Below are 16,077 nucleotides of genomic sequence, written 5' to 3'. Positions count from 1 at the left end.
CCCAGATACCTTTCCGTGGTGGGGGAGTGAAGCTTGCTGATGTGAGGCGGTAGGCCGGTGAATGCTGAATTTTGGTTAAATAGTTAGTAGAGCAGCCCGATGCGGTCTGCCCAGCAAATGCAAGTTGCATGGGATACTCCAGTTTAATTAGTGGTAATAAATGTTTCTTCGTGGTGTGCGTCAGCCATGGATTTCGCTTCATCTTGGCTACTTGCAATAAATACGAGTGGTAAATGTCTTGGCTGATTGATAAACGCGGCGTGCTTAATTCGACTCTCTATATTTATGCTATCGCTAGGGTCGATGTAGCGAACTTCTTTTTGCTCACCATTTGGATAATGCAGCGTCCAATTCGATGCATATAATTCGTCTTTATGCTCGGTAAGAGTTCTTTTTATTTCTTGAATACATGCAGCTTGAAGTTTTACTATTTTCCGCATAACTCGCTCAGGCATGACAACACCACAATACACGCCGGATAAATCAAAAAGGCTTTCTGGAATGATTTTGTATCTTTCATCACTCATGCTCATTTCCTATGTTTAGCCCACAGCAAAACACCGACAGTTGTCAGTTATTTACTCTGGGGATTGGTGGGGGTGGGGAGTTACTCGGCTACTTCTTCAAATTCACCATCTTCACTTAGTGAATACCAAACATCAGGCTTAATTCCGTTTTCGCCAACTTTACTGGCACGGATATGAATCAGTTCGCCATCGTCATTTCGGTAGCACAGAACAATAGCTCCACTTTCGGATGATTTAGCTTTGCCACCCTCGCCGAATGAGGCAGCTACAGATTGTGATCCAGAGACTTCAGCCGCTGACCGGTAGCCAGTGTTGGTTGCCGCTGACCGGTCGCCAGTGTTGGTTGCCGCTGACTGGTAGCCAGTGTTGGTTGCCGCTGACCGGTCGCCAGTGTTGGTTGCCGCTGACTGGTAGCCAGTGCTGGTTGCCGCTGACTGGTAGCCAGTGTTGGTTGCCGCTGACTGGTAGCCAGTGTTGGTTGCCGCTGACAGGTCGCCAGTGTTGGTTGCCGCTGACTGGTAGCCAGTGTTGGTTGCCGCTGACCGGTAGCCAGTGTTGGTTGCCGCTGACCGGTAGCCAGTGTTGGTTGCCGCTGACCGGTAGCCAGTGTTGGTTGCCGCTGACCGGTCGCCAGTGTTGGTTGCCGCTGACCGGTCGCCAGTGTTGGTTGCCGCTGACTGGTAGCCAGTGCTGGTTGCCGCTGACTGGTAGCCAGTGTTGGTTGCCGCTGACCGGTCGCCAGTGTTGGTTGCCGCTGACCGGTCGCCAGTGCTGGTTGCCGCTGACTGGTAGCCAGTGTTGGTTGCCGCTGACCGGTCGCCAGTCATGATCTGCTGCTCAAGCGACTTATCAACTTTGCTCCAGATCCAATCAATACCGCGCTGGATGAACTGAGGGAGAGTGAGTTCCGCTGTGATGGTTATACTGGCGCTTGCGATTTTTGTGTCGCCGTCCTCTTCGCGGTCAATAGTGCCAAACGACTCCGTGACCGCGTACCGGCTTGATGCTGGTGAGTAATATCCGAAAACATCAAACGGGGCTTCACAAGCATGGAAGCCAGAACCGCATGCTTCGACCTTGCCCTCATGCGTATACGTTTTGCCAATTTCGAACTGGTAGCCACGGCACTGAAGGGTTTGGTCGAATCCTTTAAAAGTAATCACTGTTTCTTTGCTCATGCTGCTTCCTTGAATTTTAGGTACAAAAAAAGCCGCATAAGCAGCTCGTTGTTTGTTTCAGTGGTCTTATTGCTGCCACCGGTTAAGTGGCAGGGGTAAGATCACTGGGGTTTTAATGGTTTACTAAGCTATTACCCAGCCCCCACGGTCTTTATAGTTAATGCTTTCTGAACCGTCGTACTCTTCAATTTCAAACATTGATCCTTCAGGTATCCATTCAACTTTTAACTGTTTAACTCCGCCGTCATAAATCTCAGGGAAAAGCTCGTTAGCCACCTGAATAGGTGTTTTATCAATCTCGCCAAGTACCGCTTTCACCAATTCAGCAGAAAATATTAACGCTTCATCATTTCCATTCCATGTTGACCATCCAGCCCCAAATCCAGGCGAGTATAAAACTGCCACATTCCCATCCCGCTTTAACTTTTCCACCATCATTCACTCCTCATTTACCCGCCAATAAAAAAGGCCACCTAAGTGACCTCTATAATTTGTGCTGGGATATTTAGCCACGCCCAGCCGTGGTTTCCCTGCTTTCCACAGTCAAAGGAAATTGATATGTTGGTTATTCCACAGTCAATATAGGGATTTAAAAATGGCTAGAACAACACGATGCCCAAAATGTGAAAGCTCAAGCTTTGAATTGGCAACTGGCACAAGAGTGCAAGGGAGCGGTCACGCAATTTATTTCGTACAGTGTGCGTCCTGCGGGTGTGCGATAACTGCTATGAGTGCGAGAGAAATTCATTTGATTGAGCAAATTGCCAAGAAGGTTAGTGCTAGTTAATAACAAGCCCGTTTGGGCGGCTGTTATCATAGGCCGCCTTTAATGCCTCAAGCACAGCAGACTCATGCCCAGCCAATCCGCGTGATTTGATAATCTCATCTATTTTTTCTGCTGCTTCGCATGCTGCTAAAAGAACACTTTGTGTTGTTTCCATTCTCTTACCCCTTAACTATGTGGTGGGCTTCTTTGCGAACGTTAATCTGCGAGTCCAGAAATATCGATTCCCATCATTTTCAAAGCAGTGGCTGGGTCTAGCTGAAGAATATCCCACCCCAACTTTGAACGAATCTCACTAGATTCAACACGGTCAATGTTCACCATAAAATCAGCAAACTTCTCGCGGTACACTTCTTCTGGTTCGTTTTCTAACGGCTGGCGGAAATTTCGCATTTTGGCGCGACGCTTCAGACTTTCTAAATTAGGGAATGACATTGGCATGGTATTTACCTCGCTGTTAATGATTCTGACTTACGGAAGCCTGCTGCAACTAAATAAGCTGTATGCTTTTACCGCGCATCTTCTGGCGAGCTATAGCGTTAACTCCACGTTCTGATTTGGGTTCGCTGTGGAACTTACGGCAGCGTTTTATCTCAATCGCCATGTGATGCTCGGCAGCGTTATAAATCTGTACTTGGTAATCAGTTGGTGGTGCCGGGTATTGGATTTCCCCGCTTACCTGACGCTTGCAGATAATTTCTGCTTTACGAACTGACTGTTCTTTCTGTTCTGGCTTCATGCCAAGTGCGCGATAAACTTGTGACTCAATTAAATCGCGCTCAACAGCTTGCGCTTTCAGGCGAGAGCGGCGACGAGCAGATGATGATCCATTGAATGCTGTTCTGCGTGTCATGGTTACCTCCAGTTAATGAGCTTTGGTGATGGTGTCTGTGCCTATTTCAATCACAGCGCTCTCGATAGCCTTCTCAGTCCCGCAGCATTACCTGTCGTTAGCTCCAGCTATTCACCATCCCAAAACTCATTCGCTTTGGTTATTCGCGCTTTGCCAGCGCCGTAGGATCAGACTGCAACCCGTTGTATCCGTTTCGTACTGATTTTGCGTCATGCCGTGTTGATGGAATGATAATAGCCTTAGCGATTATTTAGGTCAATCGTAAAAGCGATAATATTTATCGATAAGGTGATAATTGCATAATTGATAAAGGAATTTATTTTTAAAATAATTCAGACGTGACCATTCGCACCGGCTAGCAGGCGTGAAAAGTGTGAGGTGAGTAGTGTTTAAAGCGGGTAGGGTGGTGAGATTGTCAGATTACAGGCACAAAAAACCCGGCAGCGGGGCCGGGTTTTGAGAGCTTTACCAGAATTTACGCAGCTTTTTGCGTCATTTCTTCCAGCATCTGTTCTCTTTTTGCATGCAGCGATGCAACGATAGCATTAAGTTGCTTGGTGAGCTGCAGCATTTCACTAATGCATTTCTGTTTGTTAGTCATAGTAATCTCCTCGTGGGCGGCAATAACTACTTGAACACCATGGCATTTTTAAGGAATTTAGACCCTTGCTCACAAAGTTCAGGATTCTTTTCTTTAATATTTTTTATCATGATTTGTGCACTGATCAGTATCTGCTGCAGATCAATATCACCAATCTGCTTAGCCTTTGCATCTAACTTAATGATTATAGCTTCGATGTCACCCAAAGATGGGTCTACTAACTCATGAAACTTATCGATTCCAAGCAATTCAAAGCTTGTAACAACAAAGTCAATTAGCGATTTAACGCCTAATTGCACCGTATAGATTTGTCTTTCCTGCAAAGATGCTTCAGCACCTGAAACCTTCGCACAATCACTAAAATCATGGGTCACTAATCATACTCCTTTTATTGTGTCATTCAACCCAGATTTCAATATATCTGAGCTTTATTTATACAGGAAGGTACGTTTAGCAACCAAAATGATTCATAAAGCGTCCCTTGCTTAATTAGGTCTATATGTATATCCAATAAACACCATATCGGCAAGAGTCCTATAACCTTTACTTAAAGTTTATTTCGTTGATTAATCTTAGTACACATTAACACGTTGTATAGGTGCTATCAGTGATATTTCCATATTTTGGGAGTGGTTAGTAATCGAAAAGTATAATTTTTACTATCCCTCCCACCCCTCTATGGGCTAGCAGTGGGTTAGCCGTGGATCACTTGCGATATCTAATGACCGAGTACCAGAAAACAAACCCGACTATCTCCAGTTCGCTCTCTAGCGCTTCCTCGTCATCATTTTCTTCACGATTGAAGCTGCGGATTGTCACCTTTCCGCCAGGGCGGCGATAGAGTTGCTTAATGCGCTTGAGTCCATCCTGATTAATTGCGTATAGCTCACCATCCACAATCTTTTTATTCTGAGTATCAACCGCAACGGTAGCGCCATCGGGTATTACTGGCTCCATGCTGTTTCCTGCCGCCGGAAAGCAGATAACCCCAGAACCATCCGTGTTAGCTCCCACTCGTCTCAGGGTAGCTTTAGAGAAGCGAATTTTAAATCCGTTATAATCTTCGTTCGGCACTCGCCCATCCCCACAAGCAAACTCGATATCCCTAAGAAATGGGACTTCTACTTCATCATCATGGAGCGGTGTTTTGCTGTCCCATGCATCAACAGTTCCCCACTCTGATTCTCTAGGGATGGTTGAGTCTGGGTGATGTGGTTTTACACCGTCATCGCGCATTGGCCCGGAGCCACTAGAAAGCCATTCAGGTCTAACCCCTAGCACTCTAGCTAGATCAACAGTTCGCCTAGACCCCTTAGCTCCGCCAGAGGTAAGCTTCCATATGCTGGATTGAGCCATACCTACAGCCTTAGCTAAAGACCCTTGCGTAAATCTACCTTCCGCCATCGCCAAATTAAGGCGCTCAGAAAAATCCATAAAAACCTCATAAAACAGTTCACTTCATCTTATCGCCATAACGATATTTAATCAAAATCGGTAAAGCGATTGCTTTTCACTAAAGCGATAGCTAAAATCATCCAGTAAGCAATAGAAAAGGAGATTTTATGAAGCATGAAGCAGTCGAAAAAGCGATTGCAATTGTTGGCAGTCAGGCTGCATTAGCCAAAGCTGTTGGCAAGGCGCAATCAACGGTATCGGATTGGCTTAACGGCAATAAGCAAATTTCAGTAGAAGGTGCGCTGCTTCTAGTTAGGGCTACTAACGGGAAGATTAAAGCCGCTGAGTTCCGTCCTGATAAAGCAAACCTATTTGAGCAATTCAATAACGCAGCATAATCACTACCGATATTTTCACAACGGACACTCGTCCTACGGCGCTGGCAAAGCGCGAATCCAAACAAAAAACTAATCACAAGTGGCATTAGCTACGGCTTTGTCACGTAACAACATCTAACAAGGGAAGAGTACGCAATGGAACGTGCAAGTAACAGCAAGAGAATTATGGAAGTTGAATCTGAGCTACGAAGCCGAATGGCTATCAAGGGCCAGAGCAAGTTTGCGCGGGAGGCTGGCTGGGCCGAATCAAAGGTAAGCCGGTTAAACGTACATGACATGGCAGTGACGTTTGTTCTTCTGGAGAAGATATGGGAGACGAGCGTGATAAGGGAAATCGCAAGGCAGGCAGTGATTGCGGTGACCGGAAAGCAAAAAGCCCCTGCACGAACAGAGGCTCAAGAACAGCAAATAACTATGTCTTTCTAGAGGTAACTATACATGCGAAAGAAAACTAACGCAAAACAGCGAGAAGTTACTCAGCAGCGTTCTGCAAAGCCAGACGAATTAGTCATGGTATGCGTGGACAACCCAATATTCGGAAACAAGCTCGTTGAGAAATTCAAGGAGCTTAAGGCTATGCAGGGGAAAGCCAATGAGTAACGTCTTAGCGTTTCGTCAACCAGACACAGTAAGGCCGGAGGCAACCGGTAAGGGGTTTGCCTTGATGCATAGGAAAATAATGGATCTGCCTTTCTACAGGACGGATTCTGAAGCGGTTCACCTGTGGTTCCATTTCATACTTATCGCCAATCACGCACCGGCAATAATTAATACCGAGCTGGGTGATGTCATGGTTCGCCGTGGTGAATTTATGACCGGTCGCAATAAGCTGGAACTGGCAACCGGTATTACCGGTAACCGCATTAAATATCTAATCGGTAAGTTTGAAAAACTTGGGATGATCACCAAGTCAACCACCAAAAAATTCTCACTAATTTACGTCACAAAATACGACGAATATCAGCCAAATATTGTGCCAACAGATTACCAACAGAGTGCCAACGCAAAGCCGCTTGCACCAAGCGCTGGCGCGGAGGTTGTGCCAACAGATTACCAACAGAGTGCCACAAACAATGAATTTAAAGATCTCTTAATATCTAAAGATATTAAGTGTGCAACTGGCGGTGAGGATTTAGAGGCTGAAAAGCCAACAGACGCCAAGCAGAAAATATCTTGTGAAGAAGTCTGGCAATGCCTGAAAGACGAACTTCCAGAAGCCAGAGGTTGGCGAGTAATGGATGATGACCGGCGCAACCTGATTAGACGATTTTGGGCTAAGGCAAATAAAATTGCCCGTCAGATGGATAACGGTCAACCGCTGACGATGCAGGGGTTCAGGGAGTATCTCAAGTACATCAGCGAGAACTGCCGCTGGATGCTGGAAGACCGCCCTGATAACCGCAGTGGCAAGACATGGCGCAGGATGAAGTTTGATAGCTTCCTGTCAGAAAAGCTTTATCGGGATGTACGCGAAGGAGACAAGGATGACCGTTGATTACAAAACACCACCACACAACCTCGATGCTGAACAAAGCGTTCTTGGCGGCCTGATGCTGGATGACGGCAGTGATAACGTCGCTAAAGTCCTATCCATGCTGAAACCCGAATCGTTTTACACACGCCCACACCAAGTAATTTTTGCAGAAATTAAAGACTTAGTTAGCAGGCAGATCCCCATAGACCTGATAACGCTGTACAACCAGATGGAGAACAAGGGGATCAGCAGCACTGTAGGCGGTTTTGCTTACATGGCTGAGTTGTCGAAGAACACCCCCAGCGCCGCGAATATCGTGCATTACGCGATGGAAGTACGCGATAAGGCGATCACCCGTTACAGCATTGCCAAAACCAATGCGATGACCGAGTTGCTTTATGCCAACAACGGCATGACAGCAACGCAAAAGCTTGAGGCAATACAGGCGCTATCTACCGAGATCACAGATCACGCCAAGACAGGTAACCGCAGAGGGCTGCGAACATTCGAAAGTGTGTTCTCAGATTGGGTTGATGTTGTTGATCAGCGACTTTCCGGTGACCCGCGAGCCATTGGACTAACCAGCGGGATAGCATCACTGGACGCCATGCTGGAACCTAAGCGAATTGTGAAAGGTTCACTGTTCGTGGTCGGTGCCCGCCCCAAAATGGGTAAGACAACGCTCTATTCAAGCATGGCAATCAACTGCGCACTGAATGAGAACCTTCCGGCGCTGGCGTTTAGCCTTGAAATGCCTGGTGTGCAACTTGGTGAGGGCATGATTTCCCAAGCCTCTGGAGTATCCAGCAGTAACTTTTATCTTGATGGGTACGACGATAACCGTTTTGCGTTGGCATCCGCGAAAGGGTTAGAGCTGGCAAGAAGTGGCAATTTGTACATTGATGATACGCCGGGGATTCCACTGTCTCACATTGTTTCTGAGTGCCGCCGCATTAAGCGCGAACGTGGCGTTGTTGGCATGGTATTGGTTGACTACCTGACACTGATGACCGCCGAAAAAGCAGACCGCAATGATCTGGCTTACGGGATGATCACCAAGGGGTTAAAGAACCTCGCCAAAGAGCTGGATTGTGTTGTTGTGTTGTTGACTCAGCTAAACCGTGATTTAGAAAAACGCGTCAATAAGCGGCCTCAACCAAGTGACTCCCGCGACACAGGACAGATTGAACAAGACTGTGATTACTGGCTGGGAATATATCGTGAAGGCGCTTATGACGAGAACGCCAATCAGCAGGATACAGAGTTACTACTCCGGCTTAACCGGCACGGCAGTAGTGGCGTGGTATTCGTTGAGCAGCGCCACGGCGCAATCTATGACTGCAACCAGGAGCAGGCAAAAGCTAAGGCGGCTGAATCTGAGCGGCGGTCAACTAAAAAACAAGGTGGTTTCTGATGGAACTCACTCACGAGGATGAATTAACCATTGAGCAATATATTCGCCTTGCTCACAACGGCTACACCGGCCCGGTATTTATCTGGCTTGACCGGTTGAAAGAACTTCACATGAAACGCGCACAACTGATTGCCTGGACTGCTATCACCTGCGCCAGATACGAATCGAGGACGGAACATGATGGACATAACTAAATCGCAGTCTGACTTTGAAGCAACGTTTCCGATCCCAAGGCACGTAATCAGATATAGGACCGGTTATGCAGTGATTAGCTATGGTGCATGGGAGGCCAACTCATACATTGATTTGTGGAAAGGGTGGCAGCCAGCCGTGAAAGCATTGAGGCAGTTATTCCGCCTTTCGACGGATACAAGGACCACGTGGCTAAAGAGTTGCAGGAAGCCTTAAAAATAGCCATCCGCACTGCCGGTATTCGAATCAAGGGAGAGAGTGAATGAGTGAATTAGCGATGAAAGTTATCAAATGGCAGACTAAGGATCGCGTAGGAATAAGTTCTGCAACAATGGCGGCTATAGCTCTCGGCCTCGATAAGAATTTCTACAGCGATCACTTCAAGCCACCGAGTGACCCTTCCGACTTACGCCGCTGCATGTTTCTTCTCGATGAAATACCAGAGATACGCGAATACTTCCCAGTTATTGCCAAAAAGGTGCCAAAGTTCGCACCAATTATCGAGAATTGGGATGAGCTAACCACGCTGATTAATCGTGAAGCAAACAGGGCCGACAACCGAGCGCCAGAAACGTATGCGTTGATGAAAAAGTTATTGGGAGAAAGGCCATGAAAGAATTAGATAGTTTTACTGTAGAAGAGATTGAAGAAATTATAAGTACCTGCCAGCAGGAGATTCACAACACGCCAACTAGTGATGAGTTTCCTGTAAGCCCTAGATTACTGCTTTCACTAGCCCGCATCGCGTTAGCTGCAAAGATGGCTGAGCCGGTTTATCAGTATCAGTCAGGGATAGGTACCGACTTTAACGGCGGCATTGAATGGGTTTGGTATGACTGCGATAAAGGATTTTATAACCAATACGACCACACCCGCCGCCGCATCGTTTACACCACCCCACAGTTGAACTCTCCGGAGATACCGGAAGGTTGGAAACTGGTTCCGATTGAGCTTACTGCTGAAATGGCTCAGGCAGCTAGAGAAGCGCACGAGGGGGAGAGTTACCTACCTTATTCAATCTATCGAGCTATGCTAGCCGCCGCGCCGGAACCACAAAACCAACAACAAAATATTCCTGAAATTATTCCGCAAGGCTGGATTAAGTGTAGTGACCGGATGCCGGAAGATGATGACTTTGTACTTATCTGGCCGCTTCCTGATTTTGGGGTTGAGCTTCATGTCGGGCAGTACATTAAATACCATGCGAATGGCCCAGGTTGGTTTGCTCAGGTGTACGAGTACAATTACGGCATTGAGTTTTATCCCATTACTGTAACCCACTGGATGCCACTTCTAGCCGCGCCGGAGAAGCCACTATGACCAGTGAAGCCTATTTTTTATATTCAGGAATCGTTTTAAATGCTCTGGTAGCACTCACGTTTGTCATTACTTTTTGGCGCTGGTTTATCTGGCCTGCTTTCATTGCTACCAGCCTGGTTCGTTGCTTCACTGCCGTTCAGATTAAATATGGACATGAGCGCAAGTTTTCTCGGACGCTTAGGCAATGGTGGATTGAATACACAGGGCATCTAATCGTTGGACAGACATATGACTCAATCCGCAATCGACACTTCGTATGGCACGGCGTAGGTCAGTGGACAGTTTTCAATGGTGAAGACCATGGATAAACAAATATTCTTTCTACGAAACGAACAAGTAAGACGAAACCTGATAGCAGCAATAAACCAACTCCCCCTCGATGACCACCGCCCCATAACAATCCGAATCACCGACTTTGACCGCTCTCTACTGCAAAACAGCATGTTCCACGCATTGTGTGGTGACGTGGCTAAGCAGGCGTTGTGGATGGATAAAGAGCGCAATCTAGTTCAGTGGAAGATGCTGTTTGTGTCGGGCCACGCAATGGCAACCGGCATGGGCGCGGAAGTAGTACCTGGTCTTGAAGGTGAGTTCTGCAACATTAGGGAATCGACCGCCAAGATGGGCATTAAGCGCATGACCAGCCTGATTGAATACAGCACGGCGTGGGCGGTCGGAAGTGGCGTGAAGCTGCGCGAGGTTCGCTATACCAATGATTATTTCGGGAGGGCAGCATGAAACTATCGAAAAAACAGCGAGCAGAACTGCGGGAAATGTTCGGCGGCAAGTGCGCTTACTGTGGGTGTGAACTCACCGATAAATGGCATGCCGACCATGCGCAGCCTGTTATACGAACTGGCGGAGTGATGATTTATCAGGACAGGGACAATATTGAAAATCTGGTTCCGTCATGTCACCCATGCAATTTACATAAGCATTGCAATAGCTTGGAAGATTACCGAAGAATTATTGATGACGGCCGCAGAGAGTTTTTACGCTCAGGGAAGGGTAAGGCACTCGTCAGAATGGGGCTTGTTGATATGAAACCTGACCCGGTTATTTTCTGGTTTGAAAAATGGCGAGAGGAAAGGCCATGCGACAAAGGCAAAGCAGCATAGTTGCAGTAATGGAAAACTCAATATTCAAAGTATCCCACCGAACCAAGCCAACCAAACAAATCCCCGTCAGCGAAATACCCACATATGATCACATATGCGTTTTGCTGCGCGCCAAATTCGACAGAGTAAGGAGAGCGCGATGAAAGACTACTTAGCAATGAGTGATGATGAAATTTCTAAAGAGGTGGGAAATTACCTTGGACTAGAGTGGGCAAATCTTGATGAAAATTATAACAAGCTTTGTCATTGGCATATGGCTGTAGGCCTATCGGTATTCGACCCATGCAAAAATATCGATGATGCGTGGAAAATAATTTCAGAAAACAGAATCAATGTGGAATGGCATGAAATGAAAGACGACACGTTTAAGCCATATGCATTATCCAATGAAACCATGATTGGTTACTACGATGACAGCGCCCTCCGAGCCGCAATGATTGTATTCCTGATGATGAAAGACAGGGAGAGCAGCCATGGGTGATATTTACCAAAAAATTAATGGGGCCGACTATCGACGAATATTCGTTGTTGGCGATATCCACGGCTGCCTAGACATGCTCAATGAGAAATTACTCTCAGTAGATTTCGATGAGAGCAAAGATTTGCTGATATCGGTAGGTGACCTGATTGACCGCGGTGAGCAGAACGTCGAATGCCTTGACCTGATAACGCAGCCTTGGTTTCGTGCCGTTCGTGGCAACCATGAGCAGATGGCGATTGATGCACTTAATGGCTCAGGTGATGTAAATAACTGGCTAGCTAATGGTGGGATGTGGTTTTTCTGCCTCGATTATGGCCAAGAAGTATTGGCTAGGGCGTTGATAGCAATGGCTGAAAAGTTGCCGTTAGTTATCGAGGTTGATACTGACTCCGGCAAATACGTAATAGCCCACGCTGATTACCCATCAGACAGTTATCACTTCGGTAAGCCGGTGAGCGAGCAGCACGTCATATGGAATCGTGAGCGCGTGAGGTATGCGCTGGGTGGCAAAGAGGAGGAAATCGCCGGGGCCAAGCAATTCATATTCGGTCACACGCCGATGAGCAAGCCCAGCCAGTTTAAAAACCAACTCTACATCGACACTGGTGCAGTTTTTGGGGCAGGGCGTGAATTGACGATGATTCAAATTCAAGGGGAATAGCCATGCCTGAACTCCCCCAATCAATATGTATCTTCTGCTTCCTGATGCTTAACAAGGGTGAAACCTACGCTCATCAGAAATGCATTGATAAAGCAGCGAAGGAGAAAAGAGATGGCGAACTTACGCAAAGAGGCTAGAGGCCGCGAGTGCCAAGTTAGGTTACCAGGTATCTGTAACGGTAATAACGAAACCGTAGTGCTGGCCCACTACCGGCTATCGGGAATATGCGGTACCGGAATCAAGCCACCTGACCTTTTCGGCGCATGGTGCTGCTCTGCGTGCCATGACGAAATAGACCGGCGTACGCACATCATGGACATCGAGAGTGCGCACTTGGCTCACCTAGAGGGAATGGTGAGAACGCAGGCAATTCTACTGTCGGAGAATAAGGTGAAGATATGACCGAATATCACATAACACCCATACCCAAACCAAGGATGACACAGAGTGATAAATGGAAGAAAAGACCACCAGTTCTACGATACCGAGCATTCTGCGATGAAGTAAGGCTAAATCGAATATCCCTCCCTGAATCACATTATCACGTAACTTTCATAATCCCGATGCCACCAAGCTGGAGCAAAAAGAAGCGCTCCGAAATGAACGGCAAGCCACACCAAACCAAACCCGATAAAGACAACCTCGAAAAGGCGCTGCTTGACGCCATTTTTGAAGACGACTGTCGTATTTGGGATGGTCGGGTAACAAAGTTGTGGGGCGAAATTGGGAAGATAATCATTCAGGAGATGGCAGCATGAGACTAGAAGCATTACCAAAGTTTTTCTCACCTAAAAGCCTTCATATAAGTGACGCTCCACGGGCCACGGCTTCTGATTCTTTATCAATCACCGATGTTATGGCATCGCTTGGGCTGGCAGGCCTTAAAGCGAAGATGGGGATTGAACTGTTTTTAGCGAAACAAGGTATCAGTAGTCCAGATAGCGCCGTGGAAAGCCTAACTCAGTATGCATTGAAAGAAACCAGTCAATACAAAGCAATCTCAAAGCTCGATAAGAATATTAAACAAAGCGTCGTGCAAACTCTCGCAAGATATGCGTTTGCTGATTATGCGCGTAGTGCTGCCAGCGTTCGCGAGTGTGAATGTTGCAATGGGGAGGGGTTTACTGAGTCAGAGGTATTCACGACTAAAACTTCAATGCCACTATTCAACAGGGAGATCGTTAAAGGCTCAATTAGCTTTGGAATTGAGGGATTCCGGCCTTCTGAGTATGAAGTTCATAGGGATCTGCGTGAAAAAGTAAAATTGCTATGTAAACCGTGCGGCGGGAAAGGTGTGGTTTCAAACTCATGCCGGTGTAATGGGAAAGGCACTGTGGTGGACAAAGAGAAATCAGAACAACAGGGGATTCCGGTTTATAAAACCTGTGGGAAATGTTCAGGTCGTGGATATTCGCGGCTTAAGTTTTCTGACGTCTACGAGGCTATTAGAGAGCATCTTCCTGAACTGGCATCCAGCACATGCTACGAGAGTTTTAAGCCGCTCTATGAGCTGCTGGTAACGAAATGCCTAATGGAAGAGGGCGTGGCTGATTCAATGCTTGCAAAAGTAACCCGATAGAACACGATGGGAGCATGATTGCCACGGATGGCGACATTATAAAAACAAAGTCTTGCATTTACCGGAAAAATGGACTATATTCATCTCTAACGGTGGTAATTGCATCCGTTGAGTTGGTAAACAAGATTTTGCGGCGGCACTTGTTAACCATAGATACCGCCGAGTTGGTCACTTCGACTTAGGTCTGGAACTCCAACCACACTGGCTGAGAGGTCGGTAAAATTATGAGCCCGAGGTTAACGCCTTGGGCTTTTTGCATTCTACATTCGCGCATACCAACTTTTAAGGCTCACTTCGGTGGGCCTTTTTTATTTAGCTCCCGCCTACACCAATCAAACGCAAACACCCTCTAGCGAAAAGTGGAAACGACGGGAGCTATTCCCTACATAACAGCATACGAACCCGACCAATCGCCGGGAAGATAATTCCCCGGATGGGGAGGTGGGTCATGAAAATGAACGACACAAGCCAATTACAGTATTGGTGGACGGGGTCACTTGCCGCGTTCTCTGTTTTGAGCACTCAGGATTACATTTTTATTGTCGGCGCTTTGATTAGTGCCTGGTTCACAATAAAAACGTATTACGCGAACCGGCGTGAAAAGGATGCGCAACTCAAGGAAGAGCAGAAGCGCACTCAATTGCTTCGTGAATTCTTGGAAGATAAGACAGCCGAGACTAACCCTGAAGCAATCTCTGTGGTGAATGAGGCTTTGCAGAGAATGGAGGCTGATTAATGTCAGCACTAAAGCGCGTCACTACCGGTACCGCCTGTGCCATATCAGCCATTATTGCAATCGTCGTATCTAACGGAACGGTTAGGACTAGCGAGAAAGGTTTAGAGCTTATTGGTAATGCTGAATCATGCCGCCGTGACCCATACGTATGTCCGGCCGGAGTGCTGACCGATGGCATTGGTAATACACATGGTGTTAAGCAGGGCGCCCGAAAGTCTGATGAGCAGATCGCCGCAGACTGGGAGAAGAACATTCTTCAGGCTGAATCCTGCGTGAACAAATACGGAAATGGCAACAAGTTGAACCAAGGCCAGTTTGATGCAGTCACGTCGATCACCTTTAATGCCGGTTGCCCCCAGATGCAGAAATCAACGATGTATCGAATGCTGCGAGAAGGGAAGTTTACTGAAGCCTGTTATCAATTCCCTCGCTGGACATATGGTGGCGGGAAACAGCTCCCCGGACTGGTTGTTAGGCGCGAGAAGGAGAAGGCGCTATGTCTGGGAAATTAACCGCCGCTCTCGTCGCCGTGCTTATCGCTTCACTGTTTGGACTAACTTACTACCACTACCGAGTGCAATCGCTCAATCGTGATGTATCCGAGTTAACCACGGTAGCCAAGCAGCAACAAGCCACTCTCGACCAGATAGAAACCCAGCGTCAAGCAGTAGCCGCCATCGATATCAAACACACCAAGGAACTAGCAGATGCCAAATCTGAAAACGAGCGCCTTCGTGCTGATATCGCTAATGGCACTAAGCGGTTGCAACTCAACGCAACATGCACAAAGCCAGTGTCCGAAATCACCGGCCCCGCCAGCATCCCTGATGATGCCAGCGCCAGACTTACTGAGTCCGCTCAACGGGATTATATCAGTCTCAGAGAGCGTATCGGAATTGCCACAAGCCAAATAACCGGATTGCAGGCGTATATCAATAACGTGTGCCTGAAATAAATAAGAGAAATCAAAATGGAAAAAGATAACAGCCCTACCTTTGCCTATGATTCATCCGCATTTGAAAATGCAGCTAAGCCATTAATTAAGTGGCTAAACGATAATGCCAACCCTCATGCGTCTGTGGTTGTAGATGCAGGCAGCGCAACACTATTCACCGGCGAACTGTATGTCCATACCGATGAGTATTTGAAAGGTTAAATAGATATCTTCTCTCGATGGAGGTGATTGCCTGTTTCACTGGGCTTATCTTGCTGACGGGTAAGCCATAAGTGGTGTAGCAACGCCGAGAGGAGTCGCAAAGCCGCGCTTGTCGCAATTTGAGTACAACACACATATCACCTGACGTTTTATAGCGGCAGGTCGAATAAGAAGGCTCGACTTAGGTCGGGCTTTTTTTATGCAGTAAAT

Annotated in this window: 29 protein-coding genes; 20 read left to right on the top strand and 9 right to left on the bottom strand. The window is 47.1% G+C overall.

Annotated features, from left to right (window positions below):
• Positions 1 to 143: 143 nt before the first annotated feature.
• The 9 genes from A6J67_RS20220 to A6J67_RS20190 all read right to left on the bottom strand — a co-directional run bounded on the left by A6J67_RS20220 (position 144) and on the right by A6J67_RS20190 (position 5,347).
• Complete coding sequence (locus A6J67_RS20220; RefSeq protein WP_226967865.1) at positions 144 to 527, bottom strand: hypothetical protein; 384 nt, start codon at positions 525 to 527, stop codon at positions 144 to 146.
• A gap of 80 nt (positions 528 to 607) precedes the next feature.
• Complete coding sequence (locus tag A6J67_RS20215; RefSeq protein ID WP_080608397.1) at positions 608 to 1,705, bottom strand: hypothetical protein; 1,098 nt, start codon at positions 1,703 to 1,705, stop codon at positions 608 to 610.
• Between the two features lie 123 nt (positions 1,706 to 1,828).
• Positions 1,829 to 2,143: a hypothetical protein gene (locus A6J67_RS20210; RefSeq protein WP_125461933.1), complete on the bottom strand. Its 315-nt coding sequence runs from the start codon at positions 2,141 to 2,143 to the stop codon at positions 1,829 to 1,831.
• A 341-nt stretch (positions 2,144 to 2,484) separates the two neighbouring features.
• A complete protein-coding gene (locus A6J67_RS23580; RefSeq protein WP_192945347.1) occupies positions 2,485 to 2,646 on the bottom strand; it encodes a hypothetical protein in 162 nt (53 codons plus the stop codon).
• 41 nt (positions 2,647 to 2,687) lie between these two features.
• Positions 2,688 to 2,930 carry a hypothetical protein gene (locus tag A6J67_RS20205; RefSeq protein ID WP_050122729.1) on the bottom strand — a complete coding sequence of 81 codons (243 nt, stop codon included), beginning with the start codon at positions 2,928 to 2,930 and terminating at the stop codon, positions 2,688 to 2,690.
• 49 nt (positions 2,931 to 2,979) lie between these two features.
• On the bottom strand, positions 2,980 to 3,342 hold the full coding sequence (locus A6J67_RS20200) for a hypothetical protein (RefSeq protein WP_080608395.1): 363 nt from the start codon (positions 3,340 to 3,342) through the stop codon (positions 2,980 to 2,982).
• 475 nt (positions 3,343 to 3,817) lie between these two features.
• Entirely contained in the window at positions 3,818 to 3,943 is a 126-nt protein-coding gene (locus A6J67_RS23830; protein WP_264291092.1) for a hypothetical protein, read from the bottom strand.
• A gap of 26 nt (positions 3,944 to 3,969) precedes the next feature.
• Complete coding sequence (locus A6J67_RS20195) at positions 3,970 to 4,317, bottom strand: hypothetical protein (protein ID WP_080608394.1); 348 nt, start codon at positions 4,315 to 4,317, stop codon at positions 3,970 to 3,972.
• 331 nt (positions 4,318 to 4,648) lie between these two features.
• A complete protein-coding gene (locus A6J67_RS20190; RefSeq protein WP_080608507.1) occupies positions 4,649 to 5,347 on the bottom strand; it encodes a S24 family peptidase in 699 nt (232 codons plus the stop codon).
• A 158-nt stretch (positions 5,348 to 5,505) separates the two neighbouring features.
• Between A6J67_RS20190 and A6J67_RS20185 the strand changes: the two genes are divergently transcribed.
• From A6J67_RS20185 to A6J67_RS20095, 20 genes are all read left to right on the top strand, one after another.
• Positions 5,506 to 5,736, top strand: a complete 231-nt coding sequence (locus tag A6J67_RS20185) for a transcriptional regulator (RefSeq protein ID WP_048901721.1) — start codon at positions 5,506 to 5,508, stop codon at positions 5,734 to 5,736.
• 135 nt (positions 5,737 to 5,871) lie between these two features.
• On the top strand, positions 5,872 to 6,162 hold the full coding sequence (locus tag A6J67_RS20180; RefSeq protein ID WP_080608393.1) for a CII family transcriptional regulator: 291 nt from the start codon (positions 5,872 to 5,874) through the stop codon (positions 6,160 to 6,162).
• Between the two features lie 12 nt (positions 6,163 to 6,174).
• Complete coding sequence (locus A6J67_RS23575; RefSeq protein WP_192945346.1) at positions 6,175 to 6,336, top strand: hypothetical protein; 162 nt, start codon at positions 6,175 to 6,177, stop codon at positions 6,334 to 6,336.
• On the top strand, positions 6,329 to 7,231 hold the full coding sequence (locus A6J67_RS20175) for a DNA replication protein (protein ID WP_080608392.1): 903 nt from the start codon (positions 6,329 to 6,331) through the stop codon (positions 7,229 to 7,231). The genes A6J67_RS23575 and A6J67_RS20175 overlap by 8 nt, the downstream gene beginning before the upstream one ends.
• Entirely contained in the window at positions 7,221 to 8,624 is a 1,404-nt protein-coding gene (locus A6J67_RS20170; protein WP_080608391.1) for a DnaB-like helicase C-terminal domain-containing protein, read from the top strand. The genes A6J67_RS20175 and A6J67_RS20170 overlap by 11 nt, the downstream gene beginning before the upstream one ends.
• Entirely contained in the window at positions 8,624 to 8,818 is a 195-nt protein-coding gene (locus tag A6J67_RS20165; protein ID WP_080608390.1) for a hypothetical protein, read from the top strand. Before A6J67_RS20170 ends, A6J67_RS20165 begins: the two co-directional genes overlap by 1 nt.
• Before the next feature lie 260 nt (positions 8,819 to 9,078).
• Positions 9,079 to 9,429, top strand: coding sequence for a hypothetical protein (locus A6J67_RS20160; RefSeq protein WP_080608389.1), 351 nt, complete (start codon positions 9,079 to 9,081; stop codon positions 9,427 to 9,429).
• Positions 9,426 to 10,136 (top strand): DUF551 domain-containing protein, encoded by a 711-nt coding sequence (locus A6J67_RS23740; protein ID WP_226967864.1) that lies wholly within the window; start codon positions 9,426 to 9,428, stop codon positions 10,134 to 10,136. Before A6J67_RS20160 ends, A6J67_RS23740 begins: the two co-directional genes overlap by 4 nt.
• Positions 10,133 to 10,444 (top strand): hypothetical protein, encoded by a 312-nt coding sequence (locus A6J67_RS20150; protein WP_042546561.1) that lies wholly within the window; start codon positions 10,133 to 10,135, stop codon positions 10,442 to 10,444. The genes A6J67_RS23740 and A6J67_RS20150 overlap by 4 nt, the downstream gene beginning before the upstream one ends.
• Positions 10,437 to 10,874 carry a recombination protein NinB gene (locus A6J67_RS20145; protein WP_080608388.1) on the top strand — a complete coding sequence of 146 codons (438 nt, stop codon included), beginning with the start codon at positions 10,437 to 10,439 and terminating at the stop codon, positions 10,872 to 10,874. Before A6J67_RS20150 ends, A6J67_RS20145 begins: the two co-directional genes overlap by 8 nt.
• Positions 10,871 to 11,254, top strand: coding sequence for an HNH endonuclease (locus A6J67_RS20140; RefSeq protein ID WP_080608387.1), 384 nt, complete (start codon positions 10,871 to 10,873; stop codon positions 11,252 to 11,254). Before A6J67_RS20145 ends, A6J67_RS20140 begins: the two co-directional genes overlap by 4 nt.
• Before the next feature lie 139 nt (positions 11,255 to 11,393).
• Positions 11,394 to 11,735 (top strand): phage protein NinX family protein, encoded by a 342-nt coding sequence (locus A6J67_RS20135; protein WP_192945345.1) that lies wholly within the window; start codon positions 11,394 to 11,396, stop codon positions 11,733 to 11,735.
• Positions 11,728 to 12,396: a metallophosphoesterase gene (locus tag A6J67_RS20130; RefSeq protein WP_080608385.1), complete on the top strand. Its 669-nt coding sequence runs from the start codon at positions 11,728 to 11,730 to the stop codon at positions 12,394 to 12,396. Before A6J67_RS20135 ends, A6J67_RS20130 begins: the two co-directional genes overlap by 8 nt.
• A gap of 111 nt (positions 12,397 to 12,507) precedes the next feature.
• The gene (locus tag A6J67_RS20125) at positions 12,508 to 12,798 is read left to right on the top strand and encodes a DUF1364 domain-containing protein (protein ID WP_042562425.1); all 291 of its coding nucleotides are present in this window, start codon (positions 12,508 to 12,510) and stop codon (positions 12,796 to 12,798) included.
• Entirely contained in the window at positions 12,795 to 13,154 is a 360-nt protein-coding gene (locus A6J67_RS20120) for a RusA family crossover junction endodeoxyribonuclease (protein ID WP_080608384.1), read from the top strand. The genes A6J67_RS20125 and A6J67_RS20120 overlap by 4 nt, the downstream gene beginning before the upstream one ends.
• The gene (locus A6J67_RS20115) at positions 13,151 to 13,975 is read left to right on the top strand and encodes an antitermination protein (protein WP_080608383.1); all 825 of its coding nucleotides are present in this window, start codon (positions 13,151 to 13,153) and stop codon (positions 13,973 to 13,975) included. The genes A6J67_RS20120 and A6J67_RS20115 overlap by 4 nt, the downstream gene beginning before the upstream one ends.
• A 454-nt stretch (positions 13,976 to 14,429) precedes the next feature.
• Positions 14,430 to 14,711 (top strand): hypothetical protein, encoded by a 282-nt coding sequence (locus A6J67_RS20110; RefSeq protein ID WP_049528949.1) that lies wholly within the window; start codon positions 14,430 to 14,432, stop codon positions 14,709 to 14,711.
• Positions 14,711 to 15,223, top strand: coding sequence for a lysozyme (locus A6J67_RS20105; RefSeq protein WP_080608382.1), 513 nt, complete (start codon positions 14,711 to 14,713; stop codon positions 15,221 to 15,223). Before A6J67_RS20110 ends, A6J67_RS20105 begins: the two co-directional genes overlap by 1 nt.
• Positions 15,208 to 15,666 (top strand): lysis protein, encoded by a 459-nt coding sequence (locus A6J67_RS20100; protein WP_080608381.1) that lies wholly within the window; start codon positions 15,208 to 15,210, stop codon positions 15,664 to 15,666. Before A6J67_RS20105 ends, A6J67_RS20100 begins: the two co-directional genes overlap by 16 nt.
• 15 nt (positions 15,667 to 15,681) lie before the next feature.
• A complete protein-coding gene (locus tag A6J67_RS20095; RefSeq protein WP_080608380.1) occupies positions 15,682 to 15,867 on the top strand; it encodes a hypothetical protein in 186 nt (61 codons plus the stop codon).
• Positions 15,868 to 16,077: the final 210 nt, after the last annotated feature.

It is taken from the genome of Yersinia sp. FDAARGOS_228, from assembly GCF_002073315.2.
Classification (GTDB): Bacteria; Pseudomonadota; Gammaproteobacteria; order Enterobacterales; family Enterobacteriaceae; genus Yersinia; species Yersinia intermedia.
Note: the sequence above shows the minus strand (reverse complement) of the source record. Positions and strands in the feature narration are given on the sequence as shown.